Origin of the sequence: Actinocorallia aurantiaca (genome assembly GCF_039533685.1) — a bacterium.
GTDB lineage: Bacteria > Actinomycetota > Actinomycetes > Streptosporangiales > Streptosporangiaceae > Actinocorallia > Actinocorallia aurantiaca.
In genome coordinates, this window is sequence record NZ_BAAATZ010000002.1 from 260,276 (window position 1) to 282,381 (window position 22,106).

At 70.7% G+C, this 22,106-nt stretch carries 19 protein-coding genes; 11 read left to right on the top strand and 8 right to left on the bottom strand.

The window, feature by feature from the left end; genetic code table 11:
• A partial coding sequence (locus ABD327_RS02055) for an oxygenase MpaB family protein (protein WP_344448337.1) occupies positions 1–327 on the top strand: 327 nt, incomplete at its 5' end.
• Positions 328–423: 96 nt separating this feature from the next.
• Here ABD327_RS02055 and ABD327_RS02060 read toward each other — a convergent pair.
• Positions 424–1,434 (bottom strand): helix-turn-helix transcriptional regulator, encoded by a 1,011-nt coding sequence (locus ABD327_RS02060; RefSeq protein ID WP_344448338.1) that lies wholly within the window; start codon positions 1,432–1,434, stop codon positions 424–426.
• Between the two features lie 100 nt (positions 1,435–1,534).
• On the opposite strand from ABD327_RS02060, the gene ABD327_RS02065 reads away from it, so the two are divergent.
• On the top strand, positions 1,535–1,960 hold the full coding sequence (locus ABD327_RS02065; protein ID WP_344448339.1) for a VOC family protein: 426 nt from the start codon (positions 1,535–1,537) through the stop codon (positions 1,958–1,960).
• Positions 1,961–2,018: 58 nt separating this feature from the next.
• On the opposite strand, the gene ABD327_RS02070 is transcribed toward ABD327_RS02065, so the two are convergent.
• Positions 2,019–3,272: a flavin-containing monooxygenase gene (locus ABD327_RS02070; protein ID WP_344448340.1), complete on the bottom strand. Its 1,254-nt coding sequence runs from the start codon at positions 3,270–3,272 to the stop codon at positions 2,019–2,021.
• 5 nt (positions 3,273–3,277) lie between these two features.
• Entirely contained in the window at positions 3,278–3,826 is a 549-nt protein-coding gene (locus ABD327_RS02075; protein ID WP_344448341.1) for an OsmC family protein, read from the bottom strand.
• A 92-nt stretch (positions 3,827–3,918) separates the two neighbouring features.
• Between ABD327_RS02075 and metX the strand changes: the two genes are divergently transcribed.
• From metX to ABD327_RS02090, 3 genes are read left to right on the top strand one after another with little or no spacing between them, the layout of a single operon-like run.
• Positions 3,919–5,115, top strand: coding sequence for a homoserine O-acetyltransferase MetX (gene metX / locus ABD327_RS02080; RefSeq protein WP_344448342.1), 1,197 nt, complete (start codon positions 3,919–3,921; stop codon positions 5,113–5,115).
• 27 nt (positions 5,116–5,142) lie between these two features.
• Positions 5,143–6,477 (top strand): O-acetylhomoserine aminocarboxypropyltransferase/cysteine synthase family protein, encoded by a 1,335-nt coding sequence (locus tag ABD327_RS02085; RefSeq protein WP_344448343.1) that lies wholly within the window; start codon positions 5,143–5,145, stop codon positions 6,475–6,477.
• On the top strand, positions 6,474–6,956 hold the full coding sequence (locus ABD327_RS02090) for a CoA-binding protein (protein WP_344448344.1): 483 nt from the start codon (positions 6,474–6,476) through the stop codon (positions 6,954–6,956). Before ABD327_RS02085 ends, ABD327_RS02090 begins: the two co-directional genes overlap by 4 nt.
• Positions 6,957–6,977: 21 nt before the next feature.
• Here the strand turns inward: ABD327_RS02090 and ABD327_RS02095 are convergent, their stop codons facing one another.
• From ABD327_RS02095 to ABD327_RS02105, 3 genes are read right to left on the bottom strand one after another with little or no spacing between them, the layout of a single operon-like run.
• A complete protein-coding gene (locus tag ABD327_RS02095; RefSeq protein ID WP_344448345.1) occupies positions 6,978–7,643 on the bottom strand; it encodes a response regulator in 666 nt (221 codons plus the stop codon).
• The gene (locus ABD327_RS02100; protein WP_344448346.1) at positions 7,640–8,821 is read right to left on the bottom strand and encodes a sensor histidine kinase; all 1,182 of its coding nucleotides are present in this window, start codon (positions 8,819–8,821) and stop codon (positions 7,640–7,642) included. Before ABD327_RS02100 ends, ABD327_RS02095 begins: the two co-directional genes overlap by 4 nt.
• A gap of 9 nt (positions 8,822–8,830) precedes the next feature.
• Positions 8,831–9,406, bottom strand: a complete 576-nt coding sequence (locus ABD327_RS02105; protein WP_344448347.1) for a hypothetical protein — start codon at positions 9,404–9,406, stop codon at positions 8,831–8,833.
• Positions 9,407–9,597: 191 nt separating this feature from the next.
• On the opposite strand from ABD327_RS02105, the gene ABD327_RS02110 reads away from it, so the two are divergent.
• The 5 genes from ABD327_RS02110 to ABD327_RS02130 all read left to right on the top strand — a co-directional run bounded on the left by ABD327_RS02110 (position 9,598) and on the right by ABD327_RS02130 (position 18,635).
• The gene (locus ABD327_RS02110; RefSeq protein ID WP_344448348.1) at positions 9,598–10,479 is read left to right on the top strand and encodes an MOSC domain-containing protein; all 882 of its coding nucleotides are present in this window, start codon (positions 9,598–9,600) and stop codon (positions 10,477–10,479) included.
• A gap of 380 nt (positions 10,480–10,859) precedes the next feature.
• Positions 10,860–13,502 carry an alpha/beta fold hydrolase gene (locus ABD327_RS02115; RefSeq protein WP_344448349.1) on the top strand — a complete coding sequence of 881 codons (2,643 nt, stop codon included), beginning with the start codon at positions 10,860–10,862 and terminating at the stop codon, positions 13,500–13,502.
• A gap of 206 nt (positions 13,503–13,708) precedes the next feature.
• On the top strand, positions 13,709–14,926 hold the full coding sequence (locus tag ABD327_RS02120; protein WP_344448350.1) for a GUN4 domain-containing protein: 1,218 nt from the start codon (positions 13,709–13,711) through the stop codon (positions 14,924–14,926).
• Position 14,927: 1 nt separating this feature from the next.
• The gene (locus tag ABD327_RS02125) at positions 14,928–16,508 is read left to right on the top strand and encodes an SPFH domain-containing protein (protein WP_344448351.1); all 1,581 of its coding nucleotides are present in this window, start codon (positions 14,928–14,930) and stop codon (positions 16,506–16,508) included.
• A 60-nt stretch (positions 16,509–16,568) separates the two neighbouring features.
• Positions 16,569–18,635, top strand: a complete 2,067-nt coding sequence (locus tag ABD327_RS02130; RefSeq protein WP_344448352.1) for a hypothetical protein — start codon at positions 16,569–16,571, stop codon at positions 18,633–18,635.
• A gap of 1,042 nt (positions 18,636–19,677) precedes the next feature.
• Here ABD327_RS02130 and ABD327_RS02135 read toward each other — a convergent pair.
• Positions 19,678–20,529: a helix-turn-helix domain-containing protein gene (locus tag ABD327_RS02135; RefSeq protein ID WP_344448353.1), complete on the bottom strand. Its 852-nt coding sequence runs from the start codon at positions 20,527–20,529 to the stop codon at positions 19,678–19,680.
• A gap of 441 nt (positions 20,530–20,970) precedes the next feature.
• Between ABD327_RS02135 and ABD327_RS02140 the strand changes: the two genes are divergently transcribed.
• On the top strand, positions 20,971–21,795 hold the full coding sequence (locus ABD327_RS02140; RefSeq protein WP_344448354.1) for a DUF5753 domain-containing protein: 825 nt from the start codon (positions 20,971–20,973) through the stop codon (positions 21,793–21,795).
• A gap of 50 nt (positions 21,796–21,845) precedes the next feature.
• Here the strand turns inward: ABD327_RS02140 and ABD327_RS02145 are convergent, their stop codons facing one another.
• Positions 21,846–22,028, bottom strand: a complete 183-nt coding sequence (locus tag ABD327_RS02145) for a DUF397 domain-containing protein (protein ID WP_344448355.1) — start codon at positions 22,026–22,028, stop codon at positions 21,846–21,848.
• Between the last annotated feature and the right edge of the window lie 78 nt (positions 22,029–22,106).

Below are 22,106 nucleotides of genomic sequence, written 5' to 3' on the forward strand. Positions count from 1 at the left end.
CTCTACCAGGAGTGCTGCGACTGGTACCGCTCGTACGGCGTCAGCGAGCGCCCCCTGCCTTCCGACTGGCACGCCTTCACCAAGTACATGGACCGCATGTGCGAGACCGAGCTCCAGCTCACGCCCAGCGCCGAGGCACTGACCCGACAGCTGCTCGAACCCTGCCCCTGGAAGTTCCGCCGGATGCCCGAGTACGCGGTCCGCGGCATCCTCCCCCCGCGTGTCCGCACCCTGCTCGGCCTGCCCTGGAACGACGCCGACGCCCGCCGCTTCCGTACCTACGCCATCACCGTCCGCACGAGACACCGCCTCCACCTCGGCCTGTGACCTTTCGTCTCGCTATTCTGCGCGGTCCTGCGGTGCCGGACGGCTCGCGGAGCATGGCCTGGAAAAGGGCGGGACCGTGGCCGGTGTGTACTCGGCTCATGGGGCAGGGGGCGGCGGAAGGAGTGCGCCCGTCGCGGCGGTGGCGTAGCGGCGGGCCAGGAGTGCGAAGGCGTGCTTGAGTTCGGGCGGGCCGATGACCTCTATGCCGGCGTCGAACCCGCCGACGGCGGCGGCGAGGGCGGGCCATGACCACGAACCCAGCAGGAGTCGGCAGCGGTCCGGGCCGAGTTCCTCGACGATTCCGTCGCGGGTGTACCGGGACACGACGGCGGCGGGCAGGTCGAGGATCACCTCGCCGCGGCACGGCCAGTCGCCGGAGGCGTCGGAGCCCCGGAACCTGCCGGTGATGAAGGCGGCCACATCGCCTCCGGGCAGCTCGCGCGGGACGAAGCGGGGGCCTGCGGGGGTGCGCGGGGTGATCCGGTCGGCGCGGAAGACGCGCCAGTCCGCGCGGTCGAGGTCCCAGGCGACGAGGTACCAGCGGCCGCCCCAAGCGACGAGATGGTGGGGTTCCACCCGACGTGGCGGAGCTTGGCCGCCGTCCCGACCGGCCTCCGGCGGGGACTCGTAGGCGAAGCGCAGTACCTCGCGGGCGTGCACGGAGGCGCTGATCGCCATGAGCACGCCGCCGTCGGCCTGCGGGACCGGCCGGGCCCCGGGCCGCTCGACGGCGGTGACCTGGAGGGCTTCGATCCGGCGGCGCAGCCGCGCGGGCATGGTCTGGCGGACGGTGGTCAGCGCGCGGGCGGCGGCCTCCTCGATGCCGGCACCGGTGACGACGGCGGTCTGGAGCGCGACGGCGAGGGCGACGGCCTGCTCGTCGTCGAACAGCAGTGGGGGCAGGCGGGTGCCGGCCTCGAGGCGGTAGCCGCCGTCGGGTCCCTTGACCGCCGCGACGGGGTAGCCGAGTTCACGCAGGCGGTCGACGTCGCGGCGCACCGTGCGCGGGCTGACGTCCAGCCGCTCGGCCAGCAGCGCTCCGGGCCAGTCCCGGCGCGCCTGGAGCAGCGAGAGCAAGGACAGCAGCCGCGCTGAGGTCTTCTGCATGCTCCGCATTATCGCCGTGAGAACAGGACACGACCTGGCCTCTTCTCCTGGAAACGTGCTCCCTGAGCAGGACAGAAGAAATCGACGGGTAGGAGCCCTCATGTCCGTGAACGCCGTGACCCACCTGAACTTCCGAGGCGACGCCCGCGCGGCGCTCGCCTTCTACCGCTCCGTGTTCGGAGGGGAGATGGTCATGGTCACCTACAAGGACGCCGGGAACGTCCAGGACCCGTCCGAGGCCGACCAGGTGATGTGGGGCCAGGTGACGGCTGACAGCGGTTTCCGTGTCATGGCCTACGACGTGCCCTCGTACATGCCCTGGAGCCAGGGCGAGAACGCGTTCTTCGTCTCGTTGCGCGGAGAGGCGGCCGAGGAGGTCACCGCCTACTGGGAGGGACTCTCCGACGGAGCGACCGTCGTACAGCCGCTGGGACCCGCCCAATGGGCGCCCCTGTACGGGATGCTGAAGGACCGTTTCGGCGTGACCTGGGTCGTGGACGTCGTCAACGAGTACAACGCGTCCTGACCGCCGTCGGCCGGGCGGAGAGACCTCCGCCTGGCCGGCGAGCGCGCCGAACGGACTTCTACGGCCGTCCGCGGTCTACTGAAACGTACTGTTCCAGGTGGTCGACCACCGCGCGCGCGTCGTCCTCGATGCCGCAGAGGAACGTGGATCTGCGCCGCCGCAGCACGGGCAGCCCCAGCGCGTACAGGCCCGGGCTGTCGACCAAGCCTCCTTCGTGGCGGAGCCGGCCCTTCTCGTCGATCACGGGGACGTCGAGCCACGTGTAGTCGGGGCGGAAGCCCGTCGCCCAGATGACGGAGCGGATCTCGCCGCTTCCCAGGTCGATCCGCAGCCGTGGTGACGCGGGGACGCTCGTCGGAGTGAAACGTTCGGGAGGGCCGACCTCCGCGTCGCGTCCGGACGTGCGGGCCCACTCGTCGAACGCGTCCAGCAGGCGCTCCATCTTGAGGTCGGCGAGGGAGACGACGTTGCGCAGGCCGCCGGAGAACAGTGCGTGGCCGTCCCGGACGGCTGCCAGACGGCCCACCAGCTCGACGCCCATCGAGGTGAGCGTGTTGAGGTCGAGCGTCGTCCGCTCCGGCGTGCCGACGAGCTGCGGCGAAGGCAGACGCCTGGCACGGGTGAGGTCCTCGACCTCGTCGTACCGCTGGTCCCACACTCCGGAGGCGTCCATCCACCACAGTACGTCGCGGCCGCGGTAGGTGCGCGGCAGCCGCACGTGCTCGCCCGTCGAGAGGGTGACGGGCCTGCCCGAACGGCGTAGCTCGGCCGCCAGCTGCACGCCCGTCGCCGATCCGCCCACGACGAGCACGCCGCCGTCGGGGAGCTGGGAAGGGGCGCGGTAGTCGAACGGTGTCAGCTGTTCGACGTCCGGCGGCAGTGTCTCCGCGAGCGACGGCACGACCGGCCGGTTGCAGGCGCCGCTCGCGATGACCACCGCCGTGGCGTGGAGTGTTCCGTCGCTCGTGGTCAGCTCGTAGCCGTCACCGTCCCGCCGGACCGACGTGACGTCCACGCCGGTCCGGACGGGGGCGTCCGAGGTCTTGGCGAAGCGCTCGATGAGCTCGGCGACCTCCCGGGCGCTCATGTAGCCGTCCGGGTCCGGGCCCTCGTAGGGAAGGCCCGGCAGGCGGCTCTGCCAGTTCGGCGTGAGCAGCCGCAGTGACTCCCAGCGTTCGTTCTTCCAGGAGTTCGCGACCTCGCCCCGTTCGAGCACGACATGGTCGATGGACCGCGCGCTGAGGAAGTGGCTCGCGGCGAGGCCCGCGTGCCCCGCGCCGATGACGACCGTGGTGCGGTGCTCGACGGTCATGCTTCTCAGGCGACTTCGACGGTGACGTCGGTCGGGTTGGTGAGGGCGTCGAAGACGGCGGAGCGCTTCTGCGACTGGGCCACGAGCGCCTCGATGTCCTGGCGGGAGGCGTCGGCGTCGATGTTGAAGGTGACCTTGATGTCGTTGTAGCCGTTGCGGACGTCGCTGTCGCCGAGGATGCCGCGGATGTCGTGGTTGCCCTCGATGACCGCCTCGACCGAGCGCAGCTGGATGCCCCGGTTCTGCGCCACCGACGCCACGCCCGCCGTCAGGCAGCTCGCCAGGCCGACGAGGAGGTACTCGATCGGGGTGACGCCGTTGTCCTCGGCCGCGAAGACCGCGGGGTGGTCGGCGTCGAAGACGGACTCGGTCTTGTGGGACTGCTCCTGGCCGAGGCCGTGGAAGTTCTGGATCTTCGTGGTGCTGTGGACGCCGTTCTGCCACGTGGAGGTGGCCCTCCAGGTGAACTGGGCGGCCTCGGGCGCGCTCTTGAGCGCCTCCCGTGCGTCCAGCAGCGCCTGTACGTTCACTCCGTTGGAGACCGTGGTCGTCATGTGGTGCGATGCCCCTCTACGTCGGTATCTTCCCCCGATTTCCTACTCGGAAGCTTGACAATACACCTGGTGAGACGGGCAACATAGCCCCTATGAAGGAGCCGATTCCGACACCCCCGGCAGGCTCCGTCGGCACCGTCGAGACACGACACCTCGACCTGCCCGACCCCGTCCGGCTCGACTGCGGACGGGAACTCCACCCGGTCCGGGTCGCCTACGAGACCTACGGAACCCTCTCGCCGCGGCGCGACAACGTCATCCTCGTCTGCCACGCGCTCAGCGGCGACGCGCACGCGGCGGGCGTGGCGAAGACGCCGCCGGCGGAGAGCGCACGCGACGGCTTCGGCGCGGCGGAGCGCGACGGGACGTCGGCCAAGGGCCTCGGCTGGTGGGACGGGATGGTCGGCCCCGGCAAGGCGTTCGACACCGACCGCTTCTTCGTCGTCGCCACGAACATCCTCGGCGGATGCGGCGGGACGACGGGCCCGTCCTCGACCGACCCCGCGACGGGCAGGCCGTACGGGCCGGACTTCCCCGTCATCACCGTCGCGGACATGGTCAGGGTCGAACGCGCCTTCCTGGACGCCCTCGGCATCGAGCGGCTCGCGGCGGTCGCGGGCGGCTCGCTCGGCGGGATGCAGGCGCTGGAGTGGGCGGTCCGCCACCCCGACCAAGTGGACGCCGTCGTGGCGATCGCCAGCACGCACGCCCTCCACCCGCAGGGCGTGGCCTGGAACGCGATAGCCCGCGAGGCGATCATGCGCGACCCCGACTGGCAGGGCGGCCGCTACCAGGGGACGGGCCGCAGGCCCGACGCCGGCATGGGCGTGGCCAGGATGGTCGGACACATCACGTACCTGTCCGCGCCCGCGCTGGAGGACAAGTTCGGACGGCGGCTCCAGTTCGCCGACGACATCAGGCACACGATCACCGAGCCGGAGTTCGAGGTCGAGAACTACCTGCGCCACCAGGCCGCCGCGTTCGTCAGGCGCTTCGACGCCAACACCTACCTGTACCTCTCGCGGGCGCTGACGTACTTCGACCTCGCGCGGCAGCACGGCGGCGGATCGTTGAAGCGGGCGCTGGAAGACGTGTCCGCCCGGACGCTGCTGATCTCGTTCAGCTCCGACTGGCTGTACCCGCCGTCCGCCTCGCAGGAGATCGAGGAGGCGCTGCGCGAACTCGGCAAGCCCGTCGAGGCGCACGTGATCGAGGCGCCTTACGGCCATGACTGCTTCCTGCTGGAGGAAGCACGGCAGACTCCCATCATCCGCCGCTTCCTGTCCTGAAGCGATCTCGTCTAGGAAGAGACCCCTGTGACCGACACACCCTCTCGGGCCGAGGAGGCCCGCGCGTTCGGGTTCGAGACGCGGCAACTGCACGCCGGGCAGCGGCCCGACCCGAACACCGGCGCGCGTGCGGTGCCCATCTTCCAGACGACCAGCTACGTGTTCGAGGACCCGGAGTCGGCGGCGGCGTACTTCAACCTCCAGGAGTACGGGAACACCTATTCGCGCATCATGAACCCGACCGTCGCGGTGTTCGAGGAGCGGATGGCCAACCTCGAAGGCGGCTGCGGCGCGGTGGCGTTCTCCAGCGGGATCGCCGCGCAGGCCGCCGCGCTGTTCACCCTGCTGGAGCCGGGCGACCACGTCGTCTCGTCGTCGGCGCTCTACGGCGGGACGGTGAACCAGTTCAAGCACCTGTTCCGCAAGATGAGCGTGGAGCTGACCTGGGTCGACCCCGACGACCCGGACGCCTGGCGCAAGGCGGTCCGCCCGAACACCAAGGCGTTCTTCGGCGAGACGATCGGCAACCCGTCCGGGAACGTCCTGGACATCGAGGCCGTGGCGTCGATCGCGCACGAGCACGGGCTGCCGCTGATCGTGGACAGCACGTTCGCGACGCCGTACCTGTGCCGCCCGATCGAGTGGGGCGCCGACATCGTGGTCCACTCGGCGACCAAGTTCATCGGCGGCCACGGCACGAGCATCGGCGGCGTCGTGGTGGAGGCGGGCACGTTCGACTGGTCCAACGGCCGGTTCCCCGTGGTCGCCGACCCGTCGCCCGCCTACCACGGCCTGAAGTTCCACGAGACGTTCGGCACGTACGGCTACCTGATGAAGCTCCGCGCCGAGACCCTGCGCGACCTCGGCGGGGCACTCGCTCCTCTCAACGCCTTCCTGTTCCTCCAGGGCCTGGAGACGCTGTCGCTGCGGATGGAACGCCACGTCGCGAACGCAAGGGCGATCGCGGAGTTCCTCCAGTCGCACGAACTGGCGTCGAACGTCACCTACCCGGGCCTGCCGACGAGCGAGTACCGGCCGCTCGTGGAGAAGTACCTGCCGCTCGGCGCGGGCGCGGTGTTCTCCTTCGACTGCGCCGGCGGCCGGGAAGGCGGTCAGGACCTCATCAGAGGCGTGACGCTCTGGTCGCACCTGGCGAACATCGGAGACGCGAAGAGCCTGATCATCCACCCGGCCAGCACCACCCACCGCCAGCTCGGCGACGACGAACTCGCGGCGGCCGGAGTCGGCCCGGGCACGGTGCGCCTGTCGGTCGGCACCGAGTCCGTCGACGACCTGATCTGGGACCTGGAGCAGGGCTTCGCGCACGTCGCCGCGGAAGCGAAGAGGAGGAGAACGGCATGACCGACCTCAGCCGGTACCAGGACCCGAAGACGGTCCAGCGCGTCCTCCACACCGCGAGGACGATCGCGATCGTCGGCCTGTCGAGCAACGAGCTGCGAGCCAGCTACTTCGTCGGCTACTACCTCAAACGACACGGCTACCGTGTGATCCCCGTGAACCCCCGCGAGACGGAGATCCTAGGCGAGACGTCCTACCCGACCCTCCTCGACGTCCCCGTCCCCGTGGACGTCGTGAACGTCTTCCGCGCCCCGGACGCCCTCCCCGGCATCGCCCGGGAGACCGCGCGGATCGGCGCCGCGTCCCTCTGGTGCCAGTTCGGCGTCATCAACGAGGAGGGCAACCGGATCGCCGAGGACGCCGGCGCGGACGTGATCGTGGACCGCTGCATCAAGATCGAACACGCCCGCTACTTCGGCCGCATGCACTGGCTCGGCTTCAACACCCAGCGCATCACCTCCGTCCGCACCGGTCTCCAGTGACCGGCGTGCCGCTGGGACGGGTCAGTCCGTGAAGCGGCCGGGGACCATGAGGCCGGTCTCGTAGGCGGCGATCACGGCTTGGACTCGGTCGCGGAGCCCGAGCTTGGTGAGGACGTTGCTGACGTGCGTCTTCACGGTGTGCTCGCTCACCGTGAGCCGTGCGGCGATCTCCGCGTTGGACAGGCCGCCTGCGAGCAGCCGCAACGTCTCGCGTTCGCGGGAGGTGAGGACGTCCAGCCGTTCGGTGCGGGCCGGCGGCACCGCCGAACCGGAGGTGAAGGCGGCGATCAGGGTGCTGGTGACCGAAGGCGAGAGCAGCGACTCGCCCGCCGCGACCACCCGGACGGCGTGCACGAGGTCGTCCCGCCGCACGTCCTTGAGCAGGAAGCCGCTCGCGCCCGCGCGCAGGGCGTCGAAGACGTGGTCGTCCTGCCCGAAGGTGGTCAGCATGACGACCCGGGCGGACGTCTCGGCCTGGATGATCCGGGCCGCCTCGATACCGTCCATCCCCGGCATCCGGATGTCGAGCAGGACGACGTCGGGGCCGTGCTCCCGGGTCGCGCCGACCGCCTCGAACCCGTCTCCGGCCTCCGCGACGACCTCGATGCCGGGCTGCGCGTCCAGGATCATCGCGAAACCGGCGCGGACCAGCTCCTGGTCGTCGGCCACCACGACGCGGATCGTCATGCCGCCGCCTTTCCCGGCGCGGACACGGGCAGCCGCGCGCTCACCTCGAATCCCGGGCGGAGATCCGCCCGCGGGCCCGCCGTCGCCGTCCCGCCGCAGGCCGCGGCCCGTTCGCGGATGCCGATCAGGCCGTTGCGGCCGGACGGCAGGACCGTCCCCGCGCCGCGGCCGTCATCGACGACGCGGACCTCCAGCGCGTCGTCGTGCCAGCACACGCGCACCTCGGCGCGGGCGGCTCCGGCGTGCTTGACGACGTTGGTCAGCGCCTCCTGCACGATCCGGTACGCGGCGACGTCGCAGTCGACGGGCAGCGGACGCGGCTCGCCTTCCACATCGCACCGCACCTCCAGCCCGGCTCCGGCGACCTGGCGGACGAGCGCGGGCAGGTCGCGGGCCGTCGGCTGCGGAGCACGCGCGCCGTCATCGTCCTTGAGAACGGACAACATCCGGCGCAGCTGGTCCAAGGCGTCACGTCCGGTGTCGGCGATCGTGTCGAACGCCGTCGCGGCCCGGTCGGGCGCCGTCTCCAGCGCGACCGGGCCCGCCTCGGCCTGGACGACCATGAGGCTGATCGAATGCGCCAGGACGTCGTGCATGTCGCGGGCGATACGGGCGCGTTCCCGTTCGGCGGCGCGCTCCTCGTCCATCCGGCGCTCGCGTTCCAGGCGGAGGGCCCGTTCGGCGAGCGCGGCCGCCTGTGCGCGGGATCCTGCCGAAGCCCGGCCCAGCGCATACGCGGCGACGTACAGGACGATGCCCCGCGTCGCGGTGTCCGGTGAGCCGACCGTGATCAGGCCGACCAGGCACATCACCGTGAGCAGCGCCAACCGCACCCGGAGCGGGCAACCGGCCGCCACGCCGTACAGCGCGATGAGCGCCCCGTACCAGAGCGGCTGCGACGCCAACGGCTCGGCGAGGTCGTAGAGACCGGAGAAGACGACGCAGAGCAGCAGGACCGGCACTGGCGCACGGCGCCGCGCCACCAGGGGGAGCGACGCCCCCACAGCCGCGACATAACCCCACCAGTGCCAGGGGAGCCCGCTGACACTCTGCTGGAACAGCAGCGGCGCGACCTGCGCACCGGCCACTCCCGCCGCGAGAGCCGCATCCGACCAGGGTGAACGCGCCAGACGGCGAAGCCGGGAAACGGTCGGCACGGGCATGCTGGATTCTCGCATGATCGATCTTCACGCCTGTTTCACGTGAACCAGGGCGGAGCGGCGGGCCAGCGGGGCGAGCCCGGCGACCATCAGCAGGCCCGAGACCGGCAGCAGGTCCAGTCCCAGGAACGAGAGCAGCACGCTGAGCACGACGGCCCCCGCCTGCCAGACCGGCACGGCGCGGACCGCCGCCAGATGGCAGGCCGCCACGAGCAGCCCGAGGAAGAAGAGCATCGGCCCCACCGCGTAGACGGCGAGCTCGACGCCGGGCACATCCTGGACTTCGGAGAACATGCGGCTCATATCTGAGTGATCTGCTGCCAGTGCCCCGACGACGAGATCGATCCCGATCTGCACGAGGGCGCACACGACGCCGACACCGGCGCAGACGGCCGTCCCCGTGGCGAACGCCCCCCGCCCCGCCAGCCGCCGCATCTCCCACAGCACCGGAACGAACAGGAGCAACGCGACGAAGAACGCCAGGTGGCCGACCGTCCAGGCGAGCCCGGGCCCGCGCTCCCCGTCCCTCCCGTCCAGGAGCCGAACGATCCCGTAGACGACGACCAGGGCCGGGGCGGTGACCAGGGAGAAAGAAGTCTTCATGCCGGAATCCTCGCTCCGGCCCCCCTTTCCGGACATCGCCGAAGCGGCCCATCTCCCGCCTCCCTCGCACGACGGAGGTCGGCGGATGGCCGGGACACAGGCAGGGCTCGGCCCGAACGGGATACTCCATCAGTTGTACTGTGCGGCTCGGCGATACACGGGAACCGGCGAACACCGAGAGGATCTGCGTGATGGCGAGCGGGCGCGTCGGCAGTGCTGCCGTACGGGAGATCTGGCACTACCCCGTCAAGAGCATGGCGGGAGTGCTCCTCGAGGCCTGCGACCTGACCGCTGACGGGTTCGTCGGTGACCGGGGCTGGGCGGTCAGGGACGAGAAGCGGAAGTGCATCACGGACGCGCGCTCACTGCCCGCGCTCCTCGACGTCGAGGTGCGGTACACGCGTCCGCCCGTCTCCGGCGAGTCCGCGCCCCCGGTCGAGCTGCGGCTGCCCGGGACGCGAACGGTCACCTCCGAGGACGGCGACGTGCACGAAGCGCTGACCGAGTACCTGGGCACCGACGTGACGCTGTGGCCGCGGCTGCCCGAGGACCGGCGTGAGCACTACCTGCGGGTCTATCCCGAGGACGTGACCGGCTACCTGACCGACCTGTTCGGGGTGACGGAGCCGGACGACCTGCCCGACCTCTCTCAGCTGCCGCCCGCGCTGGCGGAGTTCCAGACCATCCCGGGCAGTTACTTCGACGCCTATCCCGTCCATCTCGTCACCACCGGCACGCTCGACGCGCTCGCCACCGCCCTGGACCGCCCGGTCGACGTGCGCAGACTGCGGCCCAACCTCGTGGTGGAAGGCCCCGCCGAGGCGGACGAGGACTGGACGGGCCGCGAACTGCGGCTCGGCGACGCGGTGGTGCGGATCGAGGCCCGGTGCCCGCGCTGCGTGATGATCTCGCGCCCGCGGCAGGGCCTTCCGACGGACCGCGACCTGCTGCGCACGGTCCACCGCGACTTCGGCCACAACGCGGGCTACTACGCGTCCGTCGTGCAGCCGGGCCGAGTCGCCTCCGGCGACCCGGTCGACAGCGCCTCGGACCGCCCCCGCACGACGGCATGATCTTCATCAAGGCGGTCGTGGACGAGTACGACGCGCCTCCTCCACGATGACCGCTTACCTGAGGCGTCTCGGAGCATGGTGAACGCGACGGAGCGTCGGCCCGAGGAACGCTCCGTCGCGTGCATCGCCTCACTTTTTTTCGCGGTGTCGGTTCCGCCACCGGCCATCGGGGCGATCCTGTCGGTTGCACAGACCTCGCTATTTCCGACTTTCCGGTGAACTGGAACAATCCGAGATCGGCGCGCCGTAGACGACACGGCGGGGTAGAGGACACGACGTGTGGGCGAAACGGGGGAAGGCGCCTGACCCGGCCGGGCAGGTCCTCGACCCCGCCGCGGACGTGATGAGAGCGCCGCGGAACTCGAAGACTGGGACGACCTATGAGTACCTCGAAGAAGCCGTCCAACCTGGAGGACGTGCTCCCGCTGTCCCCCCTCCAGCAGGGCCTGTACTTTCACGCGCTCTATGACGGCGACTCCGACGTCTACTCCGCCCAGACGGTCCTCGAACTGGCGGGTCCGCTCGACGTCGCCCGGCTGCGGGCCGCAGCCGAGGCCGTCCTGCGCCGCCACGCCAACCTGCGGGCCTCCTTCCGGCAGCGCAAACAGGGCGACCCCGTGCAGGTCGTGCATCGGGAGGTCAGGCTGCCGTGGGAGGAGGTCGACCTGTCGGACGACCCCGATGCCGCCGCCGCGCTGGTCGAGCGGGAGAGGCGGCGCCGCTGGGACCTCACCCGGCCGCCGCTCATCCGGTTCGTGCTCGCCCGGCTCGGGCCCGAGCGGCACCGGCTGATCTGCACCAACCACCATCTGCTGCTCGACGGCTGGTCGACCCCGGTCGTCACCACCGAACTGTTCGCGCTGTACCTCAGCAAGGGCGACGACAGGGCGCTGCCGCGCGTCACGCCCTACAAGACCTATCTCGCCTGGGTGGCCCGGCAGGACCGGGAGGCGGCCGTCGCGGCCTGGACCTCGGCGCTGGAGGGCGTCGAGGACCCGACCTTCATCCGGCCGAAGGCGTCGGGGCCCGCGGTCCCGCCGAAGATGATCGAGCTGCGGCTCGACCCCGGGACCAGCACCGCGCTCACCGCCCGCGCCCGCGCCGAGAGGATCACCCTCAACACGATTTTCCAGCTCGCCTGGGGGCTGGTCCTCGGCTGCGAGACCGGCCGCACCGACGTGCTCTTCGGCGGGGTGGTGTCGGGACGGCCGCCGGAGCTGCCCGGAGTCGCCTCCATGGTCGGCCTGCTCATCAACACGCTGCCTGTCCGGGTCCGGACCCGGCCCGGGGACACCGTGCGCGAGGCGCTGCGGCGGCTCCAGGACGAGCAGACCGAGCTGATGCCGCACCAGCACCTGTCGATCGCCGAGATCCAGCGGCTCACCCGCGTCGGCGCCCTGTTCGACACGATCATCGTGCTGGAGAACTACCCCTACGACCCGTCGGCCGAGGCCACCGACCTGGACGGGCTCAAGGTCACGGCCGGGGTCGGCTACGACGCCACTCACTACCCGATCGCACTGGGCGCCATCCCCGGCGAGCGGCTGCTGCTGCGTATGGACTACCGGCCGGACCTGTTCGACGACGGGCAGGCGCGGCGGCTGATCCACCGGCTGGAGAAGGCGCTCCGACTGGTCGCCGACGAGCCGGACACGCCCGTCGGCCGGATCGACCTGCTCGATCCCGAGGAGCGGGAGGCGGCCGCCACCGCCCGTCCGCAGCCGGTCCACGACCGGAATCCGGCCGACGGGCGCGGGAACGCCCGTGAGAGCCGACCCGACGGCAAGCGGCTGGTCGCCTACATCGTGCCCGCGAGCGGCCGGGAACCGGGCCCGGACCTCGAAGAGGAGCTGCGCCGGTTCGCCGCCGAGCACCTCCCGTCGTACATGGTGCCGTCGACGTTCGTGCTCCTGCCGGAGCTCCCGCTCAGCTCGAGCGGCAAGGTCGACCACAAGGCGCTGCCCGTCCCCGACTTCGGGCACGGGCTGGAGGGCCGCGACCCCGAGGGCCCGGAGGAGGAGCAGATCGCCGCGCTGTTCGCCCGGGTCCTCGGACTGCCGAGGGTGCCGGCCGACGTCAGCTTCTTCCGCCTGGGCGGCGACTCGATCTTCGCGGTGCGCCTGAGCGGCCTGGCCCGCTCGGCCGGGCTCGACCTGTCCCCGCGGGCGATCTTCGCCCTCCAGACCGTGGAGGCGCTGGCCGCCGCGCGCGGCGGCCCCGGGGACGAGGAACTCGGCCTCGGCGTGCTCCTGCCGATCCGCGCCGAAGGCCGGCGACCCCCGCTGTTCTGCCTGCCCCCCGCGGGCGGCCTGGCCTGGCCCTACTTCGGGCTGATCCCGCACCTGCCCGCCGACCAGCCCGTTTACGGGCTCCAGGCGCGCGGCTTCCTGGACGCCGACGAACCCCTGCACGCGTCGGTCGAGGACGCCGCCCGCGATCACGTGGCGCACCTGCGGAGCGTCCAGCCCCACGGCCCCTACCACCTGGCGGGCTACTCCCTCGGCGGACTCATCGCCTACGAGGCGGCCCGGCAGCTCCGAGCGGCGGGGGAGGAGGTCGCCCTGCTGGCGCTGATCGACTCCTTCCACTCCCAGGACCTCGACGTCCCCGGCCGGGAGATAGTCCCCGAACTGCTGGAGGCCGCCGGGATCTCCGAGGAGATCGCGGGAGACCGGCACGCACCGGACGTCCCCCGGGTCATGGAGGCACTCCGTGAGAAGGGCAGCGCCTTCGCCAGCCTCGACGACCACGGCCTCATCGCCCTGTACCGCAACTACGAGAACGGCCTCCGGATCGCGGGCGAGTACGAACCGGGCCCGCTCGACGGCGACATCGTGTTCTTCACCGCCCTGCACGGCCGCACCGCCGACTCCCTGACGGCCGAGGCCAACTGGGGCCCCCTCCTCAGCGGAACGGTCGAGAACCATGAGCTGGACGTCGAGCACCGCTTCCTGATGGAGCCGGAACCCCTCGCCGAGATCGCCCGCGTGATCACGACCGGGATCCGCCCCGCCGATCCGTGAGAAAGGTCGAAACCCGACACCAGACCGGTACCGGGACCTTCCTGCGCGCCGCCCACCGCGCCTCGGGCGATGCTCTGAGAATCCATATGTGTCACTTTCCACATGCTTTCGGCCCCCGACGCCTACACTGGCCTCCAAACACGAGTGATCTACAAAGAACCGTCTGCTGACGGATTTCACCTCCTAGCGGACGGAGGGCCGGCGCCGTGTCGCTTGTTACTCGTTTCGTCATGGGCGTCGACGTGGAGAAGTTCAGCTCCCGCAACGCCAACCAGCACCTGGTCATCCAGCGCGAACTCGACCGCATGCTCACCGAGGCGGCCCTGGCCGCCGGGCTCGACCGCGCCGGCTGGGAGTGCCGGGCGGAGGGCGACGGAGAGGTGGCCGTGCTCCCCGCCGACATCGACCTGACGTTCATCGTGCGCCGGTTCGTGGTCGAACTCGACTCCCTGCTGGCCGACCACAACGAGCACCACCAGGCGAACACGCAGATCCGGCTCCGGGTCGCGATGCACCTCGACTCGCTGACGTGGGGAAGGCTCGGCTACGCCGGAGAAGGCCTGACCGTGCTGAACCGGCTGCTGGACTCACGGCCGATACGCGACACGCTGCAGGGCGCCGCCGAGGCGAACCTGGTCCAGATCATCTCCGAGGACGTCTTCAACAGGGCCGTGCGGCCGGAGATCAAGGGGATCAAGGAGCGGCAGTTCACGCGGGTCCTGGTCGACCTGCCCGCCAAGGGCTTCCGCCAGAACGCCTATCTGTACGTGCCCGGCGTCGCCGCCGCCCCTCCCGCGCGGAACGTGCCCGAAGCGGAGGCCCCGAACATCTTCGACCAGTTCCGCGGCCTCGCGCATCCTCCCAGAAGGCCCCGGCAGGACCAGCGGCCGAGCGCCCCGGAGCCGACCGCGCCCAAGCGGAACGTGACCCGGGAGCTGCCCGTCCTCAGTCCGCGGACGTACGAGCAGCTCGCCGCCCTGCGCGTCGCCCTGCGCGACGGTGAGCTCATGCGAGCCGACGCGCTCACCACCCGGATCCTGCTGGAGGCCGGCGGCCAGGCCCGGCACAGGCTTCTGCGCACCAGCGACGCGGCGAACCTGCCGGACACGCTGTTCGCCGAGGTGGACGCCCTGTGGGCCGAGTACTCCGGCGGCCGGTGGGGTTTCGCGGCCCAGCGCGAGCACCTGGCGGACGGCCCGGTGAGCAACCGCCGTGATTTCCACCGGCTGTCCCTCGCGCTCGGATGGCGGACGAACGACGGGGTCGCGCCGCCCTACAAGGATTTCGTCGCCGCCGGAAACACCGGTCTTCCCTTCTATCCGACGCTCCGCCTGCCGGACGAGGAGGAGAAGAACCCCAACTGGTACGACGAGTGGGTCACCACAGCCGTTTCCCTCCACGCCCGACTTCATGGTTGGACATGACATGGCAGCCGTCCTGACCGTCCTCTTCCTGCTGGCTCTCTGCGGCGTCGCCGTCTACGTGCTCCGCGACTCCGTCGAGAGGATTCCGGCGGGCCACGTCGGAGTCCAGCACCGCCGCTTCGGACGGCGGCAGCCCAAGGAGTTCTCCCGGGTCGCGGTCTACGGCGCCCCGGGGCCGCAGGCGGAGCTGCTCAGCGCCAACGCCTACTATCTCCGTCCCACCTACCTCTACCGGATCGAGCACTTTCCCCAGACGTACGTCCCGCCGGGCACGATCGGCGTCGTCGTGGCCAAGGTGGGGAGGGTGCCGCCGCCCGGGATGAGGGTCGCCCCGTTCGTCGAGTGCGACCATTTCCAGGACGGCGCCGCCTTCCTGCGGAACGGCGGCCAGCAGGGCCGCCAGCTCCAGGTGCTCGGCAGCGGCAGCTACGACATCAACCCGTACGTCTTCGACGTGATCACCGTCGCGGATCTGGCCGATCGCCCCGACGTCGGACTGGTGCCGGACGACCTCCGCGAGATCAAGATCAACGTGGGTGAGACCGGAGTGGTCATCACCCGCCTCGGCACCGCGCATCGAGGGGACTCCTCCTACCTTGGACGGTTCGTCCCCGGCCATCACTCCTTCCAGCACCCCTGGGTCTTCCTCAATGGCGGTGGGGAGCTCGGCGTGCAGTCCGAGACCCTTCCCGAGGCCGGTTACTACTTCATCAACCCCTGGTTCGCCACCGTGGTGAAGATCCCCACCAAGAATCTGATCATGGAGTGGACCAAGGACGACAAGTCGGCGAGCAACCTCGACGCCTCGCTGGAGCAGATCGAGCTGGACGTCCAGGGCTACCGGGTGCGGCTGGACATGAACCAGACGCTGCGCATCCCCGCCGAGGCGGCGCCCCGCCTAGTGCGCATGTTCGGCGAGGCGAGCCGCAACAACGAGCTCAAGACGCCGGTCCAGCAGTTCGTGGAGAAGGAGCTGTCGTCGACGGTGACCTCCTACTTCCGGAAGATCTCGGCGAGCTACACGATCTTCGACTTCATCACGAAGTACGACGAGCTCAGCGCCGCCCTCTTCCGGGAGGTCCAGCAGGCGCTCGCCCAGCACGGCATCGAGGCGGTCGCCACCACGCTCGACGGCTACGAGTGCGAACCCGAGGACATGAACCAGCTCCGGCGCGCGATCGCCATCCAGAAGGAGCAGTACAAGCTGGAGGAGGCCAAGCTTGCGGCGTTGGAGGCCGAGCTGGTCAACACCGGGGTGTACACCCGGATCGAGCAGCAGAAGCTGATCGTGGAGGCCGAGCGCCGCAAACTGGAGCTCATCCAGATCCAGGGCCTCGTCGAACTGCTCGGCCCCGAGCAGGTGGCGATGGAGCGCATTCTTTCCGAGCTGGTCAAGATGGGCGTCCCCCAGGTCATCGCCAGCGGCGGGAGCGGCGAGATGGCCCAGGCACTGCTGCAGGTCATGCCCTTCGCCCAGGCCCGCGACATGATGCTCGCCCTCGCCCAGGGCGCCGGCGAGCGCCTCGGCGCCGCGGAGGAGCCCCAGGCCATCGAGGCCCGGGAGGAGCCCGCCGGGGAGTGAACCCCGGCGGGAACTCCCGTTCCGTGATCTTCTTCTCCGGATCTCGGTAGGCTCAGCCATTTGCCGGGTATGCGGGGGTTCTGGGTGAAGCGCGTCGCGGTCCTGCTGATCGTCGCCCTGGCGGTCGTCCCGTTGCTCTGGGCGCCCGCCTCGGCCTCCGAGAAGGACAGGGTCGTCCTGATCGGCATCCCGTCGCTGCGGTGGACGGACTTCCAGGCCAGCCGGGCGCCCCATCTGCGGCGGCTGGCCGCCCGCAGCTCGATCGGGTTGCTGTCCGCCAAGTCCGTCGGCTACAGCACCTGCCCCTTGGACGGCTGGGCGACGATCTCCTCAGGCGCCCGGACCGCGACCGGCCTGTGCGCCGGAACGCCGACCGTCGAGCCTGACGGGCCGGGCGCCGTGGTCGAGGACGTTCCCTCGATCAGCAGGTATGCCGATTCCCTCGGCTTTCCCGCCAAAATCGGCCTGCTCGGGGACGCCGTCCACCGGTCGGGCGGCTGCGTGTCGGCCGCCGGTCCCGGCGCGGCGCTCGGCGGGGCAGACGGCTCCGGCCGGATCGACCGTTACACCGCCGATCCGGCCGCCGCGAACGTGACCGACTGCGCCGTCACCTTGATAGGCCTCGACGACCTCGTCACCAGCCGGGGCGAGCGGCGACGCGACGTCATGCGCCGGGTGGACGCGACCGTCGGCTCCCTGCTCGCGCGGATCCCCGCGGGGACGACCGTGCTGGTCGCCGGAACGTCCGACCGCTGGGGCATTCCCCGCATCCGGGCCGTGCTGGCCTCCGGCGGCGGATTCGATCACCGCTCGCTGGGCTCGGCCTCCACCCGCCAGCCCGACCTCATGATCCTTCCCGATCTCACGGCCACGGTGCTGGAGGCGGCCGGGGTCCCCGCCCCCGACTCCCTCGTCGGCACGCCGGCGCGCTCCACCGGCGGCCCGCAGAAGCGGCTCGGTGAGGAGATCCGCCGGCTGAACGTCCAGGCGTCCGAAGGAGAGATCCTCAAGCGCGTCTCCTCAGGCTTCCACCTGGGCACGGTCATCGCGCTCTACGCCCTGTACGCGCTGGGCGTCGTCGCCCTGCGGCGGCGCGGCCGCCTGCTGCCCGTGCTCAGGGCCGCCGCACTCGCCGCCGCGGCACTGCCCGTCTCGACCTTCCTGGTCAACCTGCTTCCCTGGGCCGCCCCGCCGCTGTCCGCAGACCCCGGCGTCGCCCTGATCTCCGGGGTCCTGCTCTGCGACGCGCTGATCACCGCGGCCGCGCTCGCGGTCACCCGGCGGCGTTCGGCGCTCGCGCCCGTCCTCGCCGTGGCCGGGCTGTCGGCCGCGGTGCTCGCCTGCGACCAGCTCCTCGGGACGAACCTCCAGGTCAACAGCCTGATGGGCTACTCCCACCTGGGCGGCTGGCGCTACTTCGGCATGGGCAACATCGGATTCGCCGTCCTGACGACCTCGACGCTGCTGGCCGCGTCGGTCCTCGCGCAGCGGGCGCACGACCGGGGACGGCCGGGGGCGGCCCTCGGCGTGATCGCCGGACTCGGCCTGTGCGCCGCGCTCCTGGACGGGCTCCCGCTGTGGGGCAGCGACTTCGGCGGCATGATCGCCTTCATCCCCGGCTTGGCCGTGACGCTCCTCGTCGCCTCGCGCCGACGCGTCTCAGCCGCCAAGCTCGCCGTGATGGCGACCGTCACCGCGATCGGCGTGCTGGCCGTCGCCTTCGCCGACAGCCTCCGCCCGGCCGCCGACCGCACCCACATGGGCCGGTTCGTCAACGACCTGCTGCACGGCGACGCCGCCCCCCTCCTCGAGCGCAAGCTCACCGTGATGGCGCACACCTTCACCAACCCCAGGGCCGTCCCGCTGACCCTCGTGGCCGTCCTCTTCCTCGTCTTCGTCCTCCGAGGCCCGGCCAAGGACCTCCTCACCCGAGCACCCCTGTTCCGCGCGGGAGTGCTGGGCGCCCTCACGACCCTGGTCGTGGGCACACTGGTCAACGACTCCGGGATCTCCGTCCTCTCCCTGGGCCTCACCGTCCTCCTGCCCCTCGTTCTCGCCGCCACCACCCGAACCCCGAACACCACGACCGCCGAACCGGCCCCACGCCCTCTGGCCTCCGTCCCCTGACCTTCGGACACCGGAGCCGTGCGCGGGCACGTATTTCCGTGGCGACGGCCTCCTCTACGGGTGGATTCCTTGATCGGCCACTGACGCGCTCGTCGCGGGCCGGCGTCCCGCTCAGGCGTCGTTCGTGACCGCCGTCATCACCATGCAGGACCATCCGGACGGAACCGAGTACACCGCCACCGCGATGCACCGCGATGCACCGCGACATCGCGGACCGCGACCAGCACGAGAAGCTCGGCTTCCGCGACGGCTGGGGCACCGTCACCCGGCAGCTCGCCGAACTCGTCGAGCCCCGAGCCTGAACACGCCGACATCGGCGCTTCCTGATGCCCACAGCCGTTCCGGCGCGAACTCCCGTCCCGTGATCTTCTTCTCCGGGTCTCGATAGGCTCAGCCATTTGCCGGACACGGGAGTTCTGGGTAAAGCGTGTCGCGGCCTTGTCGATCGTCGCGCTGGAGGTCGTCCTGCTGCTCTGAGCACCGCCTCGACCTCCGAAAAAGACGGAATTGTCCGGATCGGTATTTCGTCGCTGCGGTGGACCGACTTCCAGACAGGCCTGGCACCCCGCCTCCGGCGGCTGGCCGCCATGAACGTGACCGACTGCGCCGTCATCCTGATAGGCCTCGATGTCGCGTCACCAGCCGGGGCGGACGGCGACGCGACATCACATGCGCCGGGTGGACCCACCGCTCGGATCCTGAACGCCACGGTCATCGAACCGGTCCCACGCCCACTGGCACCCGTCCCTGATCTCGCAGGTCGCTGAAGGCGCACAAGCCGTCGGCGGTAACGGAGCGGATGCGCTGTTCGGGAGTGGGACCCTTCTCCATGCGCCAGTGGGCGCTGTTCCACGTGGCGATGCGGTTTCGAGGCGGTGGCACCTACTTCCTGCCATCGTTCCCAACCTCGAGGGCGAGAGTTCCCGCGAACCGTTCTCAGTTTCGGCCGCCGATGTGAGGTTCCCGGTCGGTTTCCCAGTGGTTCTCCCAGTGCCCGGGGTGAAGGTCGAAGACGGACCGGAACGCGAACGGGAAGGGTGGATCAGGTCATGGCTTCGAGGTCCTTGAGCAGGGCGCGGGAATCGGTGGGCGAGAGGGACTTGGCCTCGGCCTGGGTGAAGGCGGCGTGGTAGCGGCCGACCTCCTCGGCCGCCTCGATGGGGTGGCCGCGGTCGAGCAGTTCGGTGTGGACGACCGCCGGGTCGTCTCCAGAGAACTCGTAGATACGGAACGGGAAGCCCATCGCCTGGTGCGGGCCGGCCGAGAACGGCAGGACCCGGACGGTGACCGCCGGATGGGCCGCGGCCTCGAGAAGCCGACCGAGCTGGGCGCGCATCACCTCGGGCGAGCCGACCGGGCGGCGCAGCACCGCCTCGTCCAGGACGACGGTGAGTCTCGGCGGTTCCGGCCGGTGGAGGATCCGCTGACGTTCCATCGTCAGTGCGACCCGCCGGTCGACCACCTCCAGGGGGAGGTCCGTCCACGTCCCGAAGTAGCTGCGCGCGTACTCTTCGGTCTGCAACAGGCCGGTGATGACGCCGTTGTCGTAGACGCGGATCGCGACGGCCTCCTCCTCCAGGCTGAGGAGGGTCTCGTCGCCCTCGCTCAGCACGTCGGCGTAGCCCGACCACCATCCCTTGGCCCGCGCCTCTCTGACCATGCGCAGGAGCTCCTCGCGTCGGTCGGCGTCCACCTGGTACAGGTCGAGGAGCTCACGGGCGTCCTGGATACGGACGGCGACCTGGTTGTTCTCGATCCTGCTGATCTTCGCAGGCGAGCACTCCAGGTGGGTCGCGACCTCGTCGAGAGTCCGCCCGGACGCGCTGCGCAAGCGGTGGAGTTCCGCTGCCAGCCTGCGGCGCTGCATCACCGGGCTGCGCCCTCGGGTCGTCATCTGTGCTCCTTGCATCCTGCAACTTTCTTATTTAACCGCATGGCCAGTGGCCGTTGAAGGCAGAATATGGAGAGTACATGCCATCTAAGAGGCACTCGTCTATCCGTGTCCGGTTTTGCCGCCAGGCCCTTCACCAGGCCATGGAGGATCTCGAGCGCGTCCTTGTTCTGGCGGGCACGCTCTGCCTCGTGGGTGAGCATACGGAGCAGGCCGTCTGGTGCCTCGTCCTGGCGCTCGGCTGCGTGCTGCCGGCACCGCTGTGGCGGTGCGGACGGGCGGTGAGCCGGGTGTGTCGCGATCGTAACGATAAGTAAGTCCCTGCGTGTTCCGCGGCTTTGGCGTTGCGGAGGGCGGAGCGCGAGTGGCAGACTGCAAATTGCATAAGGCAATACGGGCGGCTCTGTCCGGAGGCGGGGCCGCCCCACTCCCCGAAGGATCCGCATGGTCTCCCACATCCCCCATGCCCGCCGCCGCGAGCTCGGCCAGGCACTGCGGCTCCGGCGCGAGCGGGCGGGCGTCGCGCCCGCCGAGGCCGCCGCCCAGGTCGGCTGGTCCGCACTACGCCTGGAACGGATGGAGGACGGCCTGGCGACGATCCGCCGGGTCGACGCGCGGGCCCTGCTGGAGCTCTACGGGGCGGACGACGTCGAGGCGCTCGTCTCGGTCGCCGCCGGAGGCTGGTGGGCGGGCTACGCCGACCTCGTCGACGACTCCTTCGAGACCCTCCTCATCGCCGAGGAGAGCGCGAACCGGATGTACAGCCACCACGCGGGGCTGGTGCCCGGCCTGCTCCAGACCAGGGAGTACGCCTGGGAGCTGATGGCGACCCTCTCGGACCAGCCGCTCGACCGCGTCGAGCAGCTGGCGACGCTGCGCGCCGAACGAGGCCGCGTGCTGAGGCGCGGCACCGGCCTGGAGGCGGTGTTCGTCCTGGACGAGGCGGCCCTGCTCCGCCGGGTCGGCGGGCCCGGGGTCATGCGCGCCCAGTACCGGCGGCTCGCCGAGCTGGCGACGGCCCCGGGGATCGCGCTGCACGTCCGGCCGATGGCGGCGGGGCCGCATCGCGCGACCGACCTCACCTTCCACGTCTTCGAGTTCGCCGCCGTCGCGTCGATGGCCCAGCACGAATGGCTGGACCGCGAGCACTTCACCCGCTCGCCCGAGGACGTCGCCCGCTACCTGACGCTGTTCGAGAGCGCTCGGGCGGGCGCACTGAGCCGGGAGGACTCCCGCGACCTCCTGGACCGGCTGGCGGCGGCGTGCTGACGGCCGGAGGGAGCGTCCCGCAGACCGGGGACGGGACGCTCCCTCGTCGCTCAGTCCTCGCGCAGGCCGCTCAGCAGCTTGCGGGCCAGGCCCCGGTCCAGCCGCAGCGACCCGTCGCCGGGCCGCTTGGAGTCGCGCAGGAGCACCCGGCTCTCAGTGGCCGCCATCTCTACGCAGTTGTTGTTGACCGAACCCGAGTAGGAGCTCTTCCGGAAGACCGGTTCCGCGTTCATCGTCTCTCCTCGTTCCTTGAGTCCAGCGAGTCTTCGATCTCGCTGGACCGAGGCTCGGCCCGGCGACTGTGCCGACAG